The 19496-nt window shown below is 74.9% G+C and carries 17 protein-coding genes and 1 pseudogene; 9 read left to right on the plus strand and 9 right to left on the minus strand.

Features of this window, described 5'->3' with window-relative positions:
- The first annotated feature begins 622 nt into the window (after window positions 1-622).
- The 3 genes from OSB71_RS10380 (at window position 623) to OSB71_RS10390 (ending at window position 4232) form a co-directional block, all read left to right on the plus strand.
- The gene (locus tag OSB71_RS10380; protein WP_265946767.1) at window positions 623-1951 is read left to right on the plus strand and encodes an ABC transporter substrate-binding protein; all 1329 of its coding nucleotides are present in this window, start codon (window positions 623-625) and stop codon (window positions 1949-1951) included.
- Window positions 1952-1965: 14 nt separating this feature from the next.
- Window positions 1966-3306: an ABC transporter permease gene (locus OSB71_RS10385; protein WP_265946769.1), complete on the plus strand. Its 1341-nt coding sequence runs from the start codon at window positions 1966-1968 to the stop codon at window positions 3304-3306.
- A gap of 86 nt (window positions 3307-3392) precedes the next feature.
- Window positions 3393-4232 carry a carbohydrate ABC transporter permease gene (locus tag OSB71_RS10390; protein WP_265946942.1) on the plus strand — a complete coding sequence of 280 codons (840 nt, stop codon included), beginning with the start codon at window positions 3393-3395 and terminating at the stop codon, window positions 4230-4232.
- Window positions 4233-4416: 184 nt separating this feature from the next.
- Here the strand turns inward: OSB71_RS10390 and OSB71_RS10395 are convergent, their stop codons facing one another.
- The 3 genes from OSB71_RS10395 to OSB71_RS10405 all read right to left on the minus strand — a co-directional run bounded on the left by OSB71_RS10395 (window position 4417) and on the right by OSB71_RS10405 (window position 6586).
- Window positions 4417-4815 carry an ankyrin repeat domain-containing protein gene (locus OSB71_RS10395; protein WP_265946771.1) on the minus strand — a complete coding sequence of 133 codons (399 nt, stop codon included), beginning with the start codon at window positions 4813-4815 and terminating at the stop codon, window positions 4417-4419.
- A gap of 65 nt (window positions 4816-4880) precedes the next feature.
- Complete coding sequence (locus tag OSB71_RS10400; RefSeq protein WP_265946773.1) at window positions 4881-5942, minus strand: asparaginase; 1062 nt, start codon at window positions 5940-5942, stop codon at window positions 4881-4883.
- Window positions 5943-5992: 50 nt separating this feature from the next.
- Window positions 5993-6586, minus strand: coding sequence for an RsiG family protein (locus OSB71_RS10405; protein WP_265946775.1), 594 nt, complete (start codon window positions 6584-6586; stop codon window positions 5993-5995).
- Window positions 6587-6699: 113 nt separating this feature from the next.
- Here OSB71_RS10405 and dtd point away from each other — a divergent pair, with 113 nt between their 5' ends.
- A complete protein-coding gene (dtd, locus tag OSB71_RS10410) occupies window positions 6700-7125 on the plus strand; it encodes a D-aminoacyl-tRNA deacylase (protein ID WP_265946777.1) in 426 nt (141 codons plus the stop codon).
- A gap of 345 nt (window positions 7126-7470) precedes the next feature.
- Here dtd and OSB71_RS10415 read toward each other — a convergent pair whose 3' ends face one another.
- On the minus strand, window positions 7471-9150 hold the full coding sequence (locus tag OSB71_RS10415; protein ID WP_265946779.1) for an MFS transporter: 1680 nt from the start codon (window positions 9148-9150) through the stop codon (window positions 7471-7473).
- A gap of 189 nt (window positions 9151-9339) precedes the next feature.
- On the opposite strand from OSB71_RS10415, the gene OSB71_RS10420 reads away from it, so the two are divergent.
- A complete protein-coding gene (locus tag OSB71_RS10420) occupies window positions 9340-9861 on the plus strand; it encodes an SRPBCC family protein (RefSeq protein WP_265946781.1) in 522 nt (173 codons plus the stop codon).
- A gap of 257 nt (window positions 9862-10118) precedes the next feature.
- On the opposite strand, the gene OSB71_RS10425 is transcribed toward OSB71_RS10420, so the two are convergent.
- The 3 genes from OSB71_RS10425 to OSB71_RS10435 all read right to left on the minus strand — a co-directional run bounded on the left by OSB71_RS10425 (window position 10119) and on the right by OSB71_RS10435 (window position 14448).
- Complete coding sequence (locus tag OSB71_RS10425) at window positions 10119-13253, minus strand: alpha-N-acetylglucosaminidase (RefSeq protein WP_416237240.1); 3135 nt, start codon at window positions 13251-13253, stop codon at window positions 10119-10121.
- Window positions 13254-13555: 302 nt separating this feature from the next.
- On the minus strand, window positions 13556-14137 hold the full coding sequence (locus tag OSB71_RS10430) for an ATP-binding protein (RefSeq protein WP_265946797.1): 582 nt from the start codon (window positions 14135-14137) through the stop codon (window positions 13556-13558).
- On the minus strand, window positions 14134-14448 hold the full coding sequence (locus OSB71_RS10435; protein WP_265946799.1) for a recombinase family protein: 315 nt from the start codon (window positions 14446-14448) through the stop codon (window positions 14134-14136). The genes OSB71_RS10430 and OSB71_RS10435 overlap by 4 nt, the downstream gene beginning before the upstream one ends.
- A gap of 261 nt (window positions 14449-14709) precedes the next feature.
- Between OSB71_RS10435 and OSB71_RS10440 the strand changes: the two genes are divergently transcribed.
- Both OSB71_RS10440 and OSB71_RS10445 read left to right on the plus strand, forming a co-directional pair.
- Window positions 14710-15645 (plus strand): helix-turn-helix domain-containing protein, encoded by a 936-nt coding sequence (locus tag OSB71_RS10440; protein ID WP_265946800.1) that lies wholly within the window; start codon window positions 14710-14712, stop codon window positions 15643-15645.
- 23 nt (window positions 15646-15668) lie between these two features.
- Window positions 15669-15860 carry a DUF397 domain-containing protein gene (locus OSB71_RS10445; RefSeq protein WP_265946946.1) on the plus strand — a complete coding sequence of 64 codons (192 nt, stop codon included), beginning with the start codon at window positions 15669-15671 and terminating at the stop codon, window positions 15858-15860.
- On the opposite strand, the pseudogene OSB71_RS10450 reads toward OSB71_RS10445, so the two are convergent.
- Both OSB71_RS10450 and OSB71_RS10455 read right to left on the minus strand, forming a co-directional pair.
- Window positions 15820-16189 (minus strand): annotated as a pseudogene (locus tag OSB71_RS10450) (hypothetical protein); the annotation flags it as partial. The gene OSB71_RS10445 and the pseudogene OSB71_RS10450 overlap by 41 nt on opposite strands.
- A 71-nt stretch (window positions 16190-16260) precedes the next feature.
- Entirely contained in the window at window positions 16261-17562 is a 1302-nt protein-coding gene (locus OSB71_RS10455; protein WP_265946802.1) for a type III PLP-dependent enzyme domain-containing protein, read from the minus strand.
- A gap of 138 nt (window positions 17563-17700) precedes the next feature.
- Between OSB71_RS10455 and OSB71_RS10460 the strand changes: the two genes are divergently transcribed.
- Entirely contained in the window at window positions 17701-18624 is a 924-nt protein-coding gene (locus tag OSB71_RS10460) for a putative protein N(5)-glutamine methyltransferase (RefSeq protein WP_265946804.1), read from the plus strand.
- 578 nt (window positions 18625-19202) lie between these two features.
- Window positions 19203-19484, plus strand: coding sequence for a helix-turn-helix domain-containing protein (locus OSB71_RS10465; protein WP_265946806.1), 282 nt, complete (start codon window positions 19203-19205; stop codon window positions 19482-19484).
- The last annotated feature ends 12 nt before the right edge of the window (window positions 19485-19496 follow it).

Consider the following 19496-nt stretch of genomic DNA (forward strand, 5'->3'; position numbering starts at 1 on the left):
CCACGGCACGCCACCGCCCCCCACGGCGCCCCACCCGGGCGCGCGGGGGGCGGTGGCGTACCCGCGTTTCGTTCGCGGCCGACCGCGGGGCGCGCAGGCGGGCCGCGCGGTGCGGGCCGTGGGCGCGTGCCGACGCGGCGGGCATGGGGCCCGGGGTGCTCCGTCCGCCTGGGTCGTCCGCCCGGCCCCGCGTCCGCCACCCGCCCGACCGGCGCGGGCGGGTGGCGGACGCGGGACCGCCGGAGCGGCGCCCCGACGCGAGAACCGGCCGATGGCGCGGGGAGGTGGCGGCGGGGCGCCCGGAGACGCTCACCGGTGTGCGCGGCCCCGGGGCGTCCGCCCGGTGCGGGGTGCGCGCGGGCGGGCGGCCGCACGGGGGCGCGAGCGGGGGGCCAGCGGGGGTCGAGGGTGGGGGTATGGGATGCGCGGACACTGGCGGTTGCGGTGGGTGTTCGCGGGGCGGGTCGGTGCCGTGCACCGGGTCTCGAAGCGGTCGCGGAGCTGTATTACCGGTCGGTAACTCGTTGACACCCCGGAGTGCCGCTCCTACATGACGCTCATGCGCGACAGCGCACGGTGAACGGCCGCCCCCCGGGCCCCACCCCGAAGAAGGGACCAGCACATGAGACGCACACCGGTCACCCGCGCCACCGCCGCCACCGGCGCGGCGCTCGCCCTCGCCCTGACCGCCACCGCCTGCGGCGACGGCGGCACCACCGGACCGGCGCCCGACGGCGAGTTCAGCGGCCAGACGATCACCGTCGCCGCGGTGTGGACCGGCACCGAGCAGGAGAACTTCCAGCGGGTGCTGGACGCCTGGAGCGAGGAGTCCGGCGCGCGCGTGGAGTTCCTGTCCACCGGCGACAACGTCTCCACCGTGATCGGCTCCAAGATCGAGGGCAAGGACGCGCCGGAGGTCGTGATGGTGCCGCAGGTCGGCGTGTTGCGGCAGTTCGCGCGCAGCGGCTGGCTCGCCCCGCTCACGCAGGACGCCGAGCAGGAGGTGACGCGGAACTTCGCACAGGTGTGGAAGGACTACGGCACCGTCGACGACACCTACTACGGCCTGTACTTCAAGGCCGCGCACAAGTCGCTCGTCTGGTACAGCCCGCAGGCGCTGGAGCAGGCCGGGGTGGGCGAGCCCGCCACGTACGCGGAGATGCTCGACAGCGGACGGACGGTGGCCGACTCCGGGCTGCCCGCGTTCTCCGTCGCGGGGCAGGACGGCTGGACGCTCACCGACTGGTTCGAGAACGTCTATCTCTCCCAGGCCGGGCCGGAGAAGTACGACGAGCTGGCCGACCACGCGCTGCCGTGGACCGACCAGTCCGTCGTCGACGCGCTCACCACCCTCGGCGAGCTGTTCTCCGACGCGGAGCTGGTCTCCGGCGGCGCGGAGACCGCGCTGCGCACCGACTTCCCCACGTCCGTGCGGAAGGTCTTCGGGCCCGAGCCGGAGGCCGCCATGGTCTACGAGGGCGACTTCGTCGGCGCCCTGGCGGGCGACTACGGCAGGACGCTCGGCGAGGACGCGCGGTTCTTCCCCTTCCCGTCCGTCGACGGCGGCGAGAAGCCGGTCGTCAGCGGCGGTGACGCGGCCGTGGTGCTGAAGGACGGGAAGAACCGGGAGGCGGCGATGTCGCTCGTCGAGTTCCTCGCCACCCCCGAGGCCGCGGCCGTGTGGGCCGAGGCGGGCGGCTACCTCTCCCCCAACCGCGAGCTCGACCCGGCCGCCTACTCCGACGACCCGACCCGGCAGACCGCGCGCTCGCTCGTCGAGGCCGGGGACACGGTGCGCTTCGACATGTCCGACCAGGCGCCCGCTGCCTTCGGCGGCACGGTCGGCAAGGGCGAGTGGAAGATCCTCCAGGACTTCCTGCGCGACCCCTCCGACCCGGAGGGCACCGCCGCCGCGCTGGAGGCCGCCGCGGCCGACGCCTTCGGCGACTGAGCGGGCGCGCCGCCGTGACCGCCACCCCCGCACCGACCGCCCCCGGCGCCGCCCAGCGGCGGCGCCGGGCCCAGCGGCGCAAGCGCCTGGTCGCCTGGGTCTTCGTCCTGCCCGCCGCGCTGCTGCTCGGCGCGCTGGTCGTCTACCCGGTGCTGTTCTCCGTCGGCCGCAGCCTGTTCGACGCCACCGGCACGCGGTTCGTCGGCGTCGGCAACTACACCGAGATGTTCCGGGACCCGGCCACGCTCCGGGCCGTCCGCAACTCCACGCTGTGGGTCGTCGTCGCCCCGGTGCTGCTGACCGGCCTCGGGCTCGTCCTGGCCGTGCTGACGGAGAAGATCCGCTGGGCGACCGCGTTCAAGCTGCTGCTGTTCCTGCCGATGGCCGTCTCCTTCCTGGCCGCCGGGATCATCTTCCGCCTCGCCTACGAGCACGACCCGGACAAGGGCGTGCTCAACGCGGCCGTCACCGCCGTCCACGACACCTTCCGGGAGCCCGCCCCCTACCCGACGGCGCGGGCCCGCGAGGGGCACGCCCTGCGGGCCGGACCCGGCGGCGCGTACGTGACGGCCTCGCCCGCCTCCCCCGGAGAGGCGGTGACGCTCGGCTTCGTCGGCGTCGCGCCCGGCGAGCTGCCGGGCGGCGCCGAGCCCGCCGAACCCGCCACCGCGCGCGGCGACGCGCTCGGCGGCGTGGCCTACCTGGACTTCGCTCCGGGCGGTGGCGGCACCGAGGGGGCGGTGGACGCCGGGGAGTCGGGGCTGCCCGGCATGGCCGTGGAGGCCGTCGCGCCGGACGGCACCGTGGCCGGGCGCACCACCACGGCCGCCGACGGCTCCTTCGCCTTCGGCGGGCTGCCCCCCGGCACCTACACCCTGCGGCTGCCGGGTGAGAACTTCGCCGAGCCCTACCAGGGCGTCTCCTGGCTCGGTCCGGCGCTCGTGACCCCCGCGATCATCGGCGCCTACGTGTGGATCTGGACGGGCTTCGCCATGGTCCTCATCGGCGCCGGACTCGCCACGCTGCCCCGCGACACCCTGGAGGCCGCCCGCATCGACGGCGCGAACGAGTGGCAGGTCTTCCGCCGGATCACCGTGCCGCTGCTGGCCCCGGTGCTGACGGTGGTGTTCGTGACGATGGTGATCAACGTGATGAAGGTCTTCGACCTCGTCTACATCATCGCCCCGGGCCCCGTGCAGCCCGACGCGACGGTGCTGGCCACCCAGATGTGGTTGGTGTCCTTCGGCGGCGGCAACGACCAGGGCCTGGGCAGCGCGCTCGCCGTGCTGCTGCTCGTCCTCGTCGTGCCCGCCATGGTCTTCAACGTGCGACGCTTCCGCAGGAGCCAGTCGTGAGTACCCCAGGCACGCTCAAGCGCGAACCCGCCGGGGCCCCGGCCGTGGCCGACGCGCTGGCCACCCCGGTGCGCCGCCGCTCGCCCCTGCGCCGGCTGACCGCACGGCTCAGCAGCGGCGCCGCGCAGACCCTGCTCGTCGTCGTGGCGCTGGTGTGGATCACGCCGCTGGCCGGGCTGCTGTTCTCCTCGCTGCGCACCGAGGAGGCCAACGCCTCCAGCGGATGGTGGACGGCGCTGACCGACCCGGCCCAGCTCTCCCTCGACCACTACACCGCGCTGCTCGCCGACTCCGGCATCCTGCGCTCGCTGGTGAACACGGTGCTCATCTCGGTGCCCGCCACCTTCCTCGTCGTGGCGGTGGCGGCGCTGGCCGGGTACGCCTTCGCCTGGCTGGAGTTCCCCGGCCGGGACGCCCTCTTCCTGCTCGTGGTGGCCCTGCTGGTGGTGCCGGTGCAGATCGGGCTGCTGCCGGTGGCCAAACTCTTCGGCACGCTCGGCCTGTTCGGCACCATCCCCGGCGTCGTCCTCTTCCACGTCGCCTACGGGCTGCCGTTCGCGGTGTTCCTGCTGCGGAACTACTTCGCGGAGATCCCCAAGGAGATGCTGGAGGCCGCGCGCATGGACGGGGGCGGCGAGTGGCGCATCTTCGCCCGGCTCGTGCTGCCGCTGGGCAGACCGGCGCTCGCCAGCCTGGCGATCTTCCAGTTCCTGTGGGTGTGGAACGACATGCTGGTGGCGCTGCTGTTCGCGAACACCTCGACGCAGCCGCTGACGGTCGCCCTGCAGTCGGAGATGCGGCAGTTCGGCTCCAACATCGGGGTGCTGGCGCCGGGGGCGTTCCTGTCCCTCGTCGTCCCGGTGCTCGTCTTCTTCGCGTTCCAGCGCCACTTCGTGCAGGGGGTGATGGCGGGGTCGGTGAAGTGAGGCCGCGCCCCGGGCCCGGCGCCGGGCGCGGGGCGCGGCGGCGTCGTCCGTGGTGTGCCTCGGGCCTGCGGGCTCCGGGGCTCCGGTGTCGGCCGGGGCCGTGCGCGCGGCGGGTGCGGGGCGCGGGGCGGGCCGGGCGGTGTGCGGCACCCCCGCACCGCGCCCCGCACCCGTCGCGGCGCGCTCAGCGCTGGTCGAACAGGGCGAGCGCCTCCTCGCGGGCGAACATGCGGGCGGTGTCGACGGCGTTGGGCGTGCCCGCCGCCGGGTCGGCGCCACCCGCCAGCAGCGCCCGCACCACCTCGGTCGTCCCCTTGAACACCGCGCCGGCCAGCGGCGTCTGCCCCCGGTCGTTGACGCGGTCCGGCTCCGCTCCGCGCTCCAGCAGCGCCCGCACCGTCTCCGCGTGGCCGTGGTAGGCGGCGAGCATGACCAGCGTGTCGCCCTTGTCGTTGGTCAGGTTCGGCGGGACGCCGGCGTCGACGTAGGCGGCGAGGGTGTCGGTGTCGCCCTGCCGGGCCAGGTCGAACACCTTCGCGGCGAGCTGGAGGACCTCCGGGTCGTGGGCGGGCTCTTCGGTCATGGCGCCTCCTGGGAGAACGTGCGGTCGGGGTGAGCCGGTGCGGATCACCCTACGTACGCATGCCCTCAGAACGCGGCACGCACCTCCCCGACGCGCTCCCCGCCGCCGAGCAGGGGCTGCGCGCCGATCCGGGCGAGCACCGGCGAGGCCACGCCCAGCCGCTCCAGGGCGCGGGCGAGCACCGGGCCGAGCGCGCGCACCCCGCCGTCGTCCAGCTTGAACGCCAGCGCCCGCCCGTCCGGCAGCGCCACCGCCTGCACGGCCTCCGCCCCCATCTTCGACACCGTGCCCGGCACCTCGCGCATGAGCCAGGTGTCGTGCCGCCGCGTCCCGGCGACGTACTCGGGGTGCGCCCGCATCGCGTCCGCCACCCGGCGCGGCGGCGTGCCCCCGGCCGCGCCGGCCAGCGCGGCGAAGGCGCGGGCCAGGCCGGTGAGGGAGACGGCCAGCACCGGCGCGCCGCAGCCGTCGGTGCCGGTGGCGGCGACGGGCTCCCCGGCGGCGTCGGCCAGCGTGTCGGCGACCAGCTCCTGGAGCGGGTGGCCGGGGTCGAGGTAGTCCCCGGTGGTCCAGCCCGCGGCCCGGCAGGCGGCCAGCATCGCGGCGTGCTTGCCCGAGCAGTTCATGGTGATCGGGGCCCGCGCGTGGCCGGCGGCGAGGTAGGACTCGGCCTCCTCGCGGTCCAGCGGCAGGTCGGCCGGGCACCGCAGGTCGTCCTCGGTGAAGCCGTGCTCGGCCAGCAGCCGCGCGACCAGCTCGCGGTGGAAAACCTCACCGGAGTGGCTGGCGGCGGCCAGGGCCAGCCGCTCACCGTGCAGGTCGGCACCCGCGCGCAGGCAGGCGACCGCCTGGAACGGCTTGTTCGACGAGCGCGGGAAGACGGGCGAGGTGACGTCGCCGAGCGCCCACTCCACGGCGCCGTCCGCGCCCAGCACCACCAGGGACCCCCGGTGGCGGCCCTCCACGAACCCCGAGCGGACGACCTCGGCGAGCACCGGCGGGGCCTGCCCACCGGAGTCGGCCCGGCCGCCGGGCGGGGCCTGCCCACCGGGTTCGGCGGGCGCGGGCCGCCCGGGGGCGGGCTGCGCGGGACCAGGGGTGCGGGGCGGCTGCGGGGTGGGCGGCATCGGCGGGACCTCGGTGCTGCTGGGACGCCCACCCCACCCCAGGGTTCGCCTCAGGCGAGCAGGTCGTCGACGTGTGCTTCGCCCACACGGTACCTGCGCGTGATCTCGGCGCCGCAATCGTCGGCCGTGCGCTGCACCCGCTGGCGCCGCTGCGAGACCTGCCGCTCGTAGCGCATCAGCCGGCCCATCGCGTCGCGCAGCTCCTCGTCCGTGCGCGAGGGCAGGTCGGAGAGCTCGATCTCGGCGAGCATCGACTCGGCCAGCGCCCCGTACTCCGCGCCGCGCGGGGTGCCCACCGTCACGTGGCGGGACGAGCGCTGCCGGGAGGGAGGGTCGGCGAGGATCTGCGGCAGCCGGTCCACCAGCGGCACGTCCGCGCCGCCCCGGCCGGCCAGCTCGGCGCGCAGGATGTCGATGCGGCCGTGCAGGAGCCGCCGCACGTAGCTGAGGTCGGCCTCGTCGCGCTGCGCGGCGCGGCGCAGGGCCCGGAGCCGGGGCAGGCCGAGCGCCCCCAGGTCGGCCGGTTCGGGCACGGGCGCGGCGGTGGACGCCCCGGGCGTGCCCAGTGGGCCACGCTGCCCTGGCGGCACGCGCTCGGCCGCCGGTACGGTGCCGGTGGTCCTGCCGGCTCCGGCTGTGCTCATGGTCGTCCCCTTGTCCCCGGTCCCCATGTCCGGTGCTCCGCATCGTGCCATCCCGGGGACACCGGGGACACCGCGCGCAGCAGCGTGGCACCCATCCGGCGCATCATGGAGCCATGCGAGCAGTAGTTCAGAGGGTGAACGGCGCCCGGGTCACCGTGGACGGCGAGACGGTGGGCGAGGTCGTCGGCGAGGGGCTGTGCGTGCTCGTCGGCGTCACGCACGACGACGGGCCGGAGCAGGCGGAGCGGCTGGCCCGCAAGCTGTGGGGGCTGCGCGTCCTGTCGGGCGAGAAGTCGTGCTCGGACCTGGGCGCGCCGCTGCTGGTGATCAGCCAGTTCACGCTGTACGGGGACGCGCGCAAGGGGCGCCGGCCCACCTGGCAGGCGGCGGCGCCGGGGGACGTCGCGGAGCCGCTGGTCGCGGAGGTGTGCGCCCGGTTGCGGGCGCTGGGGGCGGAGGTGGCCGAGGGTCGCTTCGGGGCCGACATGAAGGTGTCGCTGCTGAACGACGGGCCGTTCACGGTGCTCCTGGAAGTCTGAGCGCACCGCCGCCTTCCGGCCCCGGCGGCCACCGCACCACGGCCGCCCCGGGCGGCCCGGCGTTCCGAGCGGCCCGGCGGCGCCGGCAGCCGTCACGACACCGCACGCCCGGCAGCCCGGCGCCCCTGACGGACGCCGCACCCCGGGCGTCCCCCAGCTTCCGACGCTCCGCGTCGCGAGGCCGCCCGGTGGCCCCGCGTACCGAACGGGTCGGCGCGCCAGAGGGCTTCGCGCCCGCGACGGTCCGGCACCGCAGGGCCGTCGCGCCGGGTCGTCGCGCCCGGCGGCCCCGGCCCTGCGGTGCCGGACGGCCGGGCGGTGGGCCCGGCCGTCCGGCGGTGGCGGTCAGGGGACGGGCTCCAGATCGGCCGCCGAGCCCGGCTCCCCGGTCGGCTTTCCGGTGGACTCCCCGGCCGGTTCCCCGGTGGGTCCGTCCGAGGGCTCGCCCGCGGGGTCGCCCGAGGACTCGGCCGGGGGCTCCGCCACGGGCTTGATGCGGCGCAGGGCCAGCGTGGCCGTCACCGCGATGAGGGCGATCAGCACGGCGCTGACCACGGCCGTCACCTGGAGGCCCGCGACGAAGGCGCGTCCCGCGCCGGCCATCAGCGCGGTGCCGAGTTCCGCGGGGAGCGCGGCGGCCGCCCCGGCGGCGCCCCCGATCGTGTCGCGGGCGGCGTCCGCGGCGGCGGGCGGCACCCCGGCGGGCAGCTCGTCGACCACCGCGCCGCGGTAGACGGCGGTGCCGATGCTGCCGAGGACGGCGATGCCCAGCGCCATGCCCATCTCGGTGCCGGTCTCGGAGATCGCGGACGCGGCACCGGCCCGCTCGGGGGGCGCCCCGGCGATGACCATGTCGGTGCCCAGGGCCATCGTCGGGCCGAAGCCGACGTGCAGCACGACCAGTGCCCCGACGGCGAGGCCGGCCCCGGACTCGGGGGTGAGCGCGGCGAGCATCAGCACGCCGCCCGCGGCGATCAGCAGGCCGCCGCCCATGAGGTAGGCGGCCCGCACGTAGCGCACCAGGGTGGGGGCGAGCAGGATGCCGACCATCCCGGCGACGACGCCCGGGAGCTGGTAGAGCCCCGCGTCCAGCGGCGAGAGGCCCTGCACCATCTGGAGGTACTGGCCGATGAAGTACATCACCCCGCCGAGCGAGAACACGGCCAGCGCGACCGTGGACAGCGAGACGGTGAACGCCCGGTGGGCGAACAGGCGCAGGTCCAGGAAGGGGTCGGTGGCCTGGCGCTGGCGGCGGACGAAGAGCACGCCGAGCCCCACGCCGACGACGATGGCGAGCACGGGCACCAGGCCCACGCCGTGCTCGGCGATCTTCTTGATGCCGTAGACGACGGCGAGGACCGTGCCCAGCGAGAGCAGGGCGCTGCCCAGGTCGATGCGGCCGCCGCGCGGGTCCTTGGACTCCGGCAGCAGGAACGGCCCGGTGATCAGCAGCAGGGCCATCACGGGCACACCGATCAGGAACACCGAGCCCCACCAGAAGTGCTCCAGCAGCGCGCCGCCGACGAGCGGTCCGGCACCGGCGCCGATCATGAAGCCGCTCATCCACACGCTGATGGCCACGGTCCGCTGCCGGGGGTCGTGGAACATGTTGCGGATCAGCGACATGGTGGACGGCATCAGGGTGGCCCCGGCGAGCCCGAGCACCGCCCGGGTGGCGATGAGCATGCCGGGGCTGGTGGACAGGGCGGCGAGCACCGAGGCCGTGCCGAAGGCGGCGGCGCCGGCGAGCAGGAGTTTGCGCCGGCCGATGCGGTCGCCGAGGGTGCCCATGGTGATCAGCGCGCCCGCGATGAGGAAGCCGTAGATGTCGACGATCCACAGCAGTTCGGTGCTGCTGGGCGCGAGGTCGGCGCTCAGGCTCGGTACCGCGAGGTGCAGGACGGTCATGTCGAGGGCGATCAGCGCGACGGGCAGGAACAGGACGCCGAGGCCGATCCATTCCCGCCGTCCGGCGCGTTCCCCCGTGGCGGAGGGTGCTGGGGTCTCCGCGTGGTCTGTAGTCATGTCGGCCACGCTAGAAGTTGAACCTTGCTTGAGGTCAACAGGTTTTCGCCACGGCGGTGACGATTCCGCGCCGCTTCCCAACCACCCCTTGGAAAAAGGGACTTGGTGATTCCCGACACACTCCCCCGCCGCCCGCTCCGCGCGGGGCGAAGATGGCCTCCACAGCGGTGACCGAAGCGAGGAGAGCGCATGCGGTACGCGGACGGGCCGGAAGTGGCCGGCGAGATCCAGATCGACGCGAGCCCCGCCACCGTGTGGGCTCTGGTGACCGACATCGGGCTGTCCGCCCGGTTCAGTCCCGAGCTCCAGCGCGTGGCCTGGCTCGACGGCGCGGACGCCCCCGTGATCGGCGCCCGCTTCGAGGGGCACAACCGCAACGAGCACAACGGCGACTGGCGCACCGTCAGCGAGGTCGTCGAGCTGGAGCCGGAGCGGTCCTACGCCTGGGCCGTGATCGACGCGGCGGAGCGGTTCGGCCCGCTGGACCCGCAGCGGCCGATGGCCACCTGGCGCTTCGACCTGACCCCCGTGGACGGCGGCACCCGCCTGCGGCACTCCGGGCGCATCGGTCCGGGCCGCTCGGGGCTGCTGGTGGCCATCGAACAGGCCCCGGAGCGCGAGGAGGCGATCATGGAGTACCGCACCGGAACGCTGCGCCAGGGCATCGAGGCCACCCTGGAAGGCGTCAGGAAGCTCGCCGAGGGCGAGTAGCCTGCGCGGCCCCCGGCCCCCGGTCCCCGGCGCACGCCGGCGGCCGGGACCCGCCCGGCCGCCCGGCCCCGCGCGGCCCCCCGGGCCCGCGCGGCCACCGGGACCGGTACGGCCGCCGGGACCCGCCCGGCCTCGACGGGCCGGTGCGGCAGCGAACCCGGGCCGGCGCGACCGTACCGACCCCGGGCGCGGCCGTACCGACGCCGGAGACGGCCGTACCGACCCCGGGCGCGGTCGCCCGGGGCCCGCGGCGCGGGTCAGGTCGTCGTCCAGTGGCGGAACTCCACGGTGGCGCGCGCGCCGCTGCCGCCGCCGGCCGCCGTCATGAACAGCCCGGCGTCCTGGGCCGCCGCCGTGCCCGGCACCGCCACGGTGCCCACGGTGCGCCAGCTCCCGCCGCCGTCCGCCGAGAAGGCGCCGGTGAACGACTTACCCGAGCGGGCGAGCCGCAGCCGGAGCGGGGCCCGGACGCCGGTCACCCGGCGGTAGGCGCTGAGCAGGCCGTCGCCGTCCGCGTCGTAGGACAGCACGACCCCGTGGTCCGGGGTGACGGCGAGGTTCACCACGCCCCGGCCGCCCGCCTCCGGCAGCCGGTTGCGCGCGATGATCCCGGCGCGGGCCCACGGGCCGGTGCGCGGCTGGTCGGTGACGTCGACGGTGACCGCGCCGCCGTCGCGCAGGGCACCCGGACGGTAGACGGTGCCGAACTGCTCCCGGGCGCGCCACAGGTCGTCGCCGGCGCCGTGGATGGCGTAGCGCTCGCCGAGGCGGCCGAAGACGGCGTCGTTGGTGGTGTGGGTGCGCACGTCCGGCCCCAGCTCCCCGGCGAGGAAGAGGGTGCCGGAGCGGGCGGTGCGCACCCGGCGCTCGCCCTGCGGCCCGAACGTGGCGGCCAGCTCGTAGGGCAGCGGCTCCAGCGGGTCGCGCAGGTCGCCCTCGGCGGCGGTGACCCGCCAGCGGGCCTCGGCCCGGGCCCCGGGCGCCACCCGGTCGAAGGAGGTGGGGCCCTGCGGCTCCGCGCCGTCCGGGCCGGTGAGCGTCAGGTCGACGGCGCCGGTGGCGCGCAGCCCGTTCTCGTTGCGGAACGCGGCCGTCAGCGTGGTGGCGCCGCCCGGCCGCAGCACCGGCGGCTCGGCGGAGGCGGTGAGGCTGCCCTGGTAGGGGGCGCGGGCCAGCACGTCGTGCGCCCGGCGCGCGGTGCGGTAGGCGTCGTGCACGGGACGCAGCGGGTAGTCCCCGGTCTCCCGGGTCCACGCCTCCTCCCGGGCGTACCAGTCGAACTCCTTCGGCGGGCGGTCGGCGGCGAGGGCGTCCTGGAGCTCGTCGAGGTAGGCCCGCCAGCGCGGCAGGTGGTAGTCGGCGGTCAGCCCCTGCCAGTTGCGGTTGGCGTAGTCGACGAGGTGGCCGGCGTCGGCGGTGGCCCGGTCGGCCCAGGTGGTGACCAGCACGCGGGCGGTGCGCTCCAGGCGGGCGCGCTCCTCGGCCCCGGCACCGGCGTCGGCCGCCGTGCGGCGGGCGTCCGCGAGCCACGGGCCGAGCAGGAACAGGCGGTGGCCCCCGGCGACGTCGTCCAGCAGCCGCATCAGCTCCAGCCACAGGGTGGCCAGCGTGCCGAACCGCGCCTCGTCCCGCGCCCGGTAGGCGTCCTGGAGCTGGCCGATGAGGAGCCAGGAGCGGTTGCCCACGGCCTGCCGCGCGGCGTCGGTCAGGTCGTACCGGTAGGCGTCGGAGCGGCGCAGCGCCGGGCGGACGTCCAGCAGCGCGGCGAACGCGGCGTCGAAGGACGGCAGGTCGAAGGCGGGGGTGTGGGTGGCGTACTGGGTGCCGGAGCGGGCCGCGAGGTCGGGGCGGGCGGCGAAAACGCTGTCGTGCGGGCGGCCGTCGGCGGAGCTGATGCGGTAGGCCGTCTCGCGCAGCGCGGCGAAGGCGTCCTCGGCGGCCCGGTCCCGGGCGCCGTAGCGGAAGTGGGCGTACTCGGCGAACCAGGCGGCGCGGTCCACCGGCTGCTCGCGCCAGGCCAGCTCGCTGAACAGCTCGAAGGCCGCCGGGTCCCGTTCGGCCGCCTCCGGCATGAAGGCCGTGCCGGTCAGCGCGCTGCCGGACCGGTCGCGCCAGGTGGTGAAGCGCTCGGCCCACAGGTGCGTCTTGGCGCCGACGGTGGTGCGGCCGCCGAAGTTCGGGATGGTGCCGAAGGCGTAGGGGACGCCGCCCCAGTCGGCCTCGCGGTCGGTGATGCGCTCCAGGTCGGACAGGCCGTCGACGATGAGCATCCGCTCGGGGTGCGCGAGGCCGTCCAGCAGTGCGCGGCGCGGGTTCTCCTGCCAGCCCAGGATGACCCAGGTCGCACCCGGGCGCGCGCGCTGCAACGCCTCCTCGACGGCGCGGGACGCCTCCGGGACCGGCACGTCCCCGGGGTCGCCGCCCTCGTGCAGCAGGTCCATCTTGACGTGGGACGCGGCGCCCAGCAGCTCGCCCTGGTGGGCGTAGAAGGCGGCGGCGACGTCGCGGAACACGGCGGTGCGCGGGTCCAGCCAGTCCGGGCGCGGCAGCGCGGCCCACGTGCCCTGGGGCACGGTGCGGGCCCCCGCGTTGCGCTCGGCGAAGCCGCGCGGCACGGTGCCGAAGTACCCCGGCAGCACCGGCGACATGCCCAGCTCGCGCAGGCGCACGGTGATCCGGCGGCCCAGCTCCGCGCGGTCGGCCAGCAGGCCGGGGCTGACCGGGCCGCCGTACTCCGACAAGTTCTGCAGCAGCCACCACGGCTGGTGCGAGGGCGCGGGGATCCAGGCCCGCGCCTCGGCGTCGCTGTAGCCGAAGTCGGTCAGGACCCGGTGGTAGACGGCCTCCGTGCCGGGCGTCACCAGGACCTCGTTGACGCCGTGCAGCGCGAGCACGTCGATGAGCCGCTCCCAGCGGGCCCAGTCGGCGTACGGGGCGGTGTAGCCGTCGTGGGTGTCGTTGAGCGCGAAGCGGTGCGGGACGGTGGCCCGCCGCTCCACCGGCGCCCGCGGCGCGGGCAGGTGGCGCGGCAGCTCCGTCTGCGACCCGGCCCAGCTCACGTGGGCGCGGCAGGTGTACTTCAGGTACCAGTGCACACCGGTGAGCACCGCGGCCGGGCTCGTCCCCGCGACGGTGACGGCGCCGCGGCGCCCGTCGACGGTGAAGCGCTCCGGCCCGTCCGGCAGCGCGCGCAGGACGAACTGCCCGGCGTGCTCGGGCAGCAGGCGCTCCAGCGCCGCGCGGGCCGCGGGCACGTCGCCGCCGTCCGCGCCCCCGCCCGGTGGGGCGGCGACCGGGGGGACCCGGCCGGGCGCGCTCCCGGTCAACGCCGCTCCGGCGCCCAGGGCGCCGGCCGATCCCAGCAACGCACGCCTGCTCAGTCCACTCACCATGACCCCAACTCTGTGCGGCGGTGTTAACGGAAGAACGCACGGCACGTTAACGCGCCCCACATCCTTCCCCACCCTGCCGCGCGGCACCCGCCCCCGATTCCCCCACCCGCACCCGGCCAGGGCCGCACACCGCTCCTCTCGTATCAGGTGATCAGTCCGTCCACCGACTGGCAGCTGGCGAAAAGTGTGTTCCTCCCCGACTGCAGCGTGGGGCCGACCGCGCCAGGACCACACTGCGGCTGAAGGCAGCACGCCGGTCCGTAGGGACGCCCAGTTCGGCATGGCTGCGACGGGTGGTCGCTTCACCATTCGTTCAAGCCACGCAGCAGGCGCCGCAACAGCGCGGAGTCCGCGTCAGGTGAGGGCAGCGGTGGGCGGGCACGGGAAGTGTCTTCGGTCAGGACCGACGCCTCGACTGTCGCTAGTTCCGCCCACACCGCCTTGCCCCCTATGGCCCAGGAGTAACCCCAACGGCTTGCCAGGGCCTCTACCAATCGCAAGCCCCGTCCGCCGACTGCGGTGGGGTCGACGCTTCGCACCACCGGGGCAGCGGCTGATACGTCCCACACCCCGATGACCACGCTGGAAGGCGAGTGGTGGAGCCCCAGGCGCAGCACGCCGGGAGACTCCGTCACACGGGGCACGCCATCCGTGGCGCTGACCGCGTTCGTCACGAGTTCCGAGACGATCAGTGAAGCGTCGTCGACGAGCTGGTCAAGTTTCCATGCAGTGAGCGCGGACTTGGTGAAGCCGCGAGCACAGGCCACGGCTGCCCTCTCGGCTCTGAGGACCAGGTAGCCGTAGATCTCCGCCGACTCGCTGTCGTGTGCGGACTGTGCCGGGTGCACCGGCGTCTGTCGTGGCTGGTCAGCCGACGCGTTCACAGTTCGTCCAACCCAATGACCTGCGCGCCACCCACAGCCTCCAGGTGCACGCTTAACACGTGCTGGAGCGGCACCGAGAGGCCGAGGTCCCGCATGGTGGGCACGACGACCCAATGCGCCGCCGAACGCCTGACCGCCTCGACCAGCTCCGTGAAGGCCGACTGCGTTTCCGGGGCGAACTCGTGGAAGACCGTGGCCAGCAGAAGGCCCTCAGCCTCGGCGTATGCCTCCATCTCGCCGTGCCTGCGCTGTATGTCGCGGTCGGTCATGTCGCTCGGCACCCTCATGTAGCCGTAGATGAGTGGCTTCACGGGACCCTCCCTCGTCCTTGAACAGCCCTCCGGAGACGGGCATCCCGTCACCCAGAGAGGCCAGTAGTGAACGGCGCGCGCCCGACCGGCCGACACGCGCAGACAGCGCTGAGCCACCCGGAGGCGTGCATGCGCAGCGTTCTGCAACCAATCGACAGCGGAGCGTGCCAAGCTTGCTGCTGCATAGGATGCCCATGCTCAGTGGTCTAATGCAAGGCATTCAAATGCATACCTTGCATTCGCAAGAGGAGTTGCCCGCTCATGTGGTGGCAAGCCACACTCGTCCTCGACCAGCCATGCAGACGAAGGGACCTGGCGGTGGCCTCCAGGCGGCAAGCACCGACCGTTCGCCTCCGTCGGCTGTCATCCGAGCTTCGACGGCTGCGGGAGCACAGCCACCTGACCAGGGAGCAGGTGGCCGAACGCACCGGAATCAACGTCGCGACGCTGTACCGCATCGAGACGGCTCGCGTTCGCCCTCAGCGCCGGACCCTGGTCGGCTTGCTCGACCTGTACGCGGTGACGGAGCCGCAGCGCACTGAGATTCTGTCGCTGTCACGAACGGCCGACGAGCAGGGGTGGTTGCGGCCGTACCACGCCGACTTGCCCGATGAGTACACCGCGTACATCAGCTTCGAGGCCGAGGCCCAGAGCGTCCGCACCTACGAGTCCCTGTTCCTGCCTGGGCTGTTGCAGACCGAAGAGTACGCCCGTGCCGTCATCAGGGGCGTACTGCCGACGGCCACCACCAAGGAGGTCGAGCAGCGGGTACAGGCGCGGATGGAACGGAAGGCCGTCTTCGAGAAGGACCGGCCGCTCCACTTGTGGGCGATCGTGGACGAGGCGGCGCTGCGGCGTGTGAACGGTGGGCCGAAGGTCATGGCCGACCAGCTGGGTCACCTGACCGAGATGAGTGACGCGGCACACGTGACACTGCAGGTCATCCCATTCAGCGCGGGCTCGCACCCGGGTATGCCGGGCAGCTTCGTGCTGGTGGACTTCGCGGATGCCGCCGATCCGTCCGTCGTCTACATCGACAGCATGGCCGGTGACCTGTTCCTCGAAGCCGAGGCGGACATCGCGCGGTACGACCAGATCTTCGACCACTTGCGCGCCATCGCCGACAGCCCCGAGCGGTCGGCTGGTCTGGTGGCCGCTTTGCTCCGGGAGATGCAGGAAGGGAGGTGTGGCAAGTGAAGAAGGCAGACCTTACCGGCGCCGTGTGGCGGACGAGCAGTCACAGCAGCGGTAACGGGCAGTGTGTGGCGGTTGCGGTCGTGGAGGGCGTGGTGGCCGTGCGCGACAGCAAGGACCCGTGCGGCTCCGCCGTGGTCGTCGCGGCGGGCGGGTTCTCCGCGTTCGTGCGGGGCGTCAGGGACGGGGGCCTGGACCGGCGTCCGAACGCGCGGTGAGGCCCGGCCGGGGGCGGGCGGCCGTCAGCGGCCGGGCGCTCCCGGCGGGCGGCCGGGGACACCGGGGCGCGGTGCGGCGCAGGACGTGGCGGTTGCGGGCCCACAGGGCGATCCCGAGGGCCACCAGGGCGCCGGCGCGGAGGTAGACGTCGGCGGGGCGGTCGGCCAGGGGGCTGGCGAGCAGCAGGGCGGACGGCGCCGAGCACCGGGAGCGCGGTCGGCGCGCGGAAGTGGGGGTGGTCGACGCGGTCGCGGCGCAGGACGAGCACGGCGACGTTGACGAGGGCGAACACGCACAGCAGGAGAAACGCGGTGGTGTCGCCCAGGCCCGGGGTCGTCCGGTGTCATGGTCACCTCGGCTGTGGGGGTGCGGGGGCGGCTCGGGGTGGCGGGGGGCGGGTCAGACGTCGGTGCGGGCGAGCAGGTCGTCGACGGTCTGGGCGCGGCGCAGGAGGCGGAAGCGGACCGTGCCGTCGGCGTCGACGCGGGCGCCGTGGACGGCCGGTTCCGGCAGGCTGTTGTAGTGGAACGGGGTGGAGAAGTAGTACGCCCCGGTGTCCAGCAGGGCCACCAGGTCGCCGGGGGCGAGGGGCGGCAGGGGGCGGGCGGCGGCGAGCAGGTCACCGGCGAAGCAGCACGGCCCGGCCACGTCCTGCGGCACCGGCTCGCCGTCCTTGGGTGCCCCGCTCGGGCCGTGCGCGGTCAGCCGCAGCGGCCAGGCGTCCGGCAGGAAGGCCGTGCGCGCGGCCACCTGCGCGCCCGCGTGCGTCACCGCGATCGGCCGGCCCCCGGCGGACTTGGTGTACTCGACGTACGCGGCGGTGAACCCGCTCTTGGCCAGCAGCGCGCGCCCGAACTCGGTGACGACCTCGTACCGGCCGCCGAACAGCGCGGGCGCGCGGTCGCGCAGGTGGGCCACGTAGGCGTCGAACTCCGGGGGCGCGTCGCTGGTGAAGTCCACCGGCAGGCCGCCGCCGATGTCGACGCCGGTCACCTGCCGTCGGCCGAGGCGTGCGTTGACCTCGTCCGCGAAGGCGACGGCCCGGGCCACGCCCTCGGCGATCAGCTCCAGCGGGCAGCCCTGCGAGCCCACGTGGGCGTGCACCCACGTCAGCCACGGGCGCCGGGCGTAGGCGTCCAGCAGGCGCTCGCGGCTGCCCGCGTCCGCCAGGGCGACGCCGAACTTCGAGGTGGCGGTGGCGGTGCTCATCGCGCCGATGGCGCCCCCGCCGACCTGCGGGTTGACCCGGACGCCGAACCGCCCCCGGAGCTCCCCCGCCGCCGGGAGCAGTGCGTCCAGCCGCTCCAGCTCCTGGAGGTTGTCCACGTTCACCGCGACGCCCAGCTCCAGCGCGCGGCGCAGCTCGGCGCGGGTCTTGGCCGGGGAGTCGAAGACGATGCGCTCCGGCGCGAACCCGGCGGCCAGCGCCTGCGCCAGCTCGCCGGGGCTGGCCACCTCGCACCCCGTGCCGAGGTCGCGCAACTCCCGCAGCACCGGCACCAGGCAGTTCGCCTTGGCCGCGAACGTGTGCAGCACCGGCGTGTCCGCCGGGAACGCGCGGCGCAGGGCGGCCACGGCCTCGGCCACGCCGTCCAGGTCGACGAACCCGGCGAGCAGCGCCCGGTCCGGGTCGAGGAGCCCCTCGCGCACCGCCGCCCGCAGGATCCGGTCACGCCGCCACGCCGCTGCCGTACCGCTCACGTTTCACCCCTCCGGCTCGTCGTCCACCCGCCCCGGCACCACGCCGGACGGGCCCCCAGAGTGCGCCTGCGCCGGGCGGTGGGCGGGGAAACACTCCGGTGCGGGCGCCCGGGATGCCGTGGATAGGGTGAGCGCCTGATGCCCACCGACCCCGCACGCCCCGCCGCCCCCGCGACCGCCGGCGGTCCCGTGCGCATCGACGGCCCCGGGACGCCCGGTGTCGTGGGCGCCGGTGGCCCCGGGGCGCCCGGTGGCCCGGTGGCCCCCGGCGGGCGGGAGTTCGCCGGGGTGGTGGCGGCGTTGCGGGCGGCGGGGTGCGTGTTCGCCGAGGACGAGGCCGCGGTGTTGCTCGCCGCCGCCCGGACCCCGGGTGAGCTGGACGCGCTGACGCGGCGGCGCGGCAGCGGGCTGCCGCTGGAGCACGTGGTCGGGTGGGCGGAGTTCTGCGGCACGCGGATGGCCGTCGACACCGGGGTGTTCGTGCCCCGGCGGCGCACGGAGTTCCTGGTGCGGCAGGCCGCCGCGCTGACACCGGCCGGGGCGGTCGTGGTGGACCTGTGCTGCGGCTCGGGCGCCGTGGGCGCGGCCCTGGCCGGGGCGGTGGACGGTGTCGAGCTGCACGCCGCCGACCTCGACCCGGCCGCCGTCGCCTGCGCCCGGCGCAACGTCGGCCCGGTGGGCGGGCGCGTCCACCACGGCGACCTCTACCGGCCGCTGCCCGCCGGGCTGCGCGGGCGGGTGGACGTGCTCCTCGCCAACGCCCCGTACGTGCCGACCGGCGCGCTCGGCCTGCTGCCGCCCGAGGCACGCGACCACGAGCCGCGCGTCGCGCTGGACGGCGGCGCCGACGGGCTCGACGTGCAGCGCCGCGTCGTCGCGGAGGCCGCCGACTGGCTGGCTCCCGGCGGCCACCTGCTGATCGAGACCAGCGGGCGGCAGGCGCCGGACACCGCGGCCGCCTGCCGACGGCACGGCCTGGCACCCCGCGTGGCCTCCTGCCCGGAGCTGGACGCGGTCGTGGTCGTCGCCGCCGCGGGCGGCCACCCCGGGCCCGGCGCCTGAGCCGTCCGCGCGGGCGCTCCCGCGCCGCCGGGCCCCGCCCCGGGCGGCCGCTTCGGACAGGCCGCGCCGAGGCGCCGAACCCGCCGCACGCCGACGCCGACGCCAAGCCCGCCACGCGGGGCCCGCCGCGCCGACGCCGAGCCCGCCGCGCGGCTTTAGACCCGGTTCGCGCGGTACGTCAACGGGGCGGCCGTGCCTTGGCCGGTTCTCGCCGGTACATAAGGTGCAAAGCTCGCCAAGCCGTGGATACCACCACTCGTTTCTCGACAGTATGCACTCCGACTTTCATGCACCTCAAATCCCTTGACATTGACGATCAGGTTATGTGCATCATTTCCTCACAGGCATAACGACCGAAGACCACGTGCACTACTGACAAAACCCCACGGGGCGTTTCCGCCACCCGACCAGGCGGATTGGGCAAGGACCAGACCACCCTTTCCCATTCTTTGCGGCAGGGCACCAGCGCGTGTTCCGGCATACGCCACGCGATATCCGACCGTATCGCGGAAAACCCCTGCCCGCTTATTGGGCGACGTTCGAAACGTTCTCGCGCGACCAGACTCGAGGAGCACCTGTTGCGCGCAGCAACGGATGAAGCGAAGTCAGAAACAGTGAACGGCAAACCGGTATCCCCCCGGGAACTCCAGGTGCTGCGGTGCGTCGCCGCCGGCCTCACCTATGGGCAGACCGCCACCCGGCTCGGGATCAGCGTGCACACCGTGAACACCTACGTGCGGCGCATCCGGCACAAGTTCGCCGCGGAAACGCACGCCAATCTCGTCCGCCTCGGTATCGCGTTCGACAGTCGCGACAGCGGCGAGACAGCCCTCCCGGCCGAGCGGAAAGATTTTCACTAGAAAGGCGTCCCG

Origin of the sequence: Streptomyces marinisediminis, assembly GCF_026262575.1 — a bacterium.
Taxonomy (GTDB): domain Bacteria; phylum Actinomycetota; class Actinomycetes; order Streptomycetales; family Streptomycetaceae; genus Streptomyces; species Streptomyces marinisediminis.

Excerpts from the sequence above, each read along its gene's own strand:
- OSB71_RS10380 (WP_265946767.1), top strand. The coding sequence starts at position 623 with ATGAGACGCACACCGGTCACCCGCGCCACCGCCGCCACCGGCGCGGCG.
- OSB71_RS10395 (WP_265946771.1), bottom strand. The coding sequence starts at position 4,815 with ATGACCGAAGAGCCCGCCCACGACCCGGAGGTCCTCCAGCTCGCCGCG.
- OSB71_RS10400 (WP_265946773.1), bottom strand. The coding sequence starts at position 5,942 with ATGCCGCCCACCCCGCAGCCGCCCCGCACCCCTGGTCCCGCGCAGCCC.
- OSB71_RS10405 (WP_265946775.1), bottom strand. The coding sequence starts at position 6,586 with ATGAGCACAGCCGGAGCCGGCAGGACCACCGGCACCGTACCGGCGGCC.
- dtd (WP_265946777.1), top strand. The coding sequence starts at position 6,700 with ATGCGAGCAGTAGTTCAGAGGGTGAACGGCGCCCGGGTCACCGTGGAC.
- OSB71_RS10415 (WP_265946779.1), bottom strand. The coding sequence starts at position 9,150 with ATGACTACAGACCACGCGGAGACCCCAGCACCCTCCGCCACGGGGGAA.
- OSB71_RS10420 (WP_265946781.1), top strand. The coding sequence starts at position 9,340 with ATGCGGTACGCGGACGGGCCGGAAGTGGCCGGCGAGATCCAGATCGAC.
- OSB71_RS10425 (WP_416237240.1), bottom strand. The coding sequence starts at position 13,253 with ATGGTGAGTGGACTGAGCAGGCGTGCGTTGCTGGGATCGGCCGGCGCC.
- OSB71_RS10440 (WP_265946800.1), top strand. The coding sequence starts at position 14,710 with ATGTGGTGGCAAGCCACACTCGTCCTCGACCAGCCATGCAGACGAAGG.
- OSB71_RS10460 (WP_265946804.1), top strand. The coding sequence starts at position 17,701 with ATGCCCACCGACCCCGCACGCCCCGCCGCCCCCGCGACCGCCGGCGGT.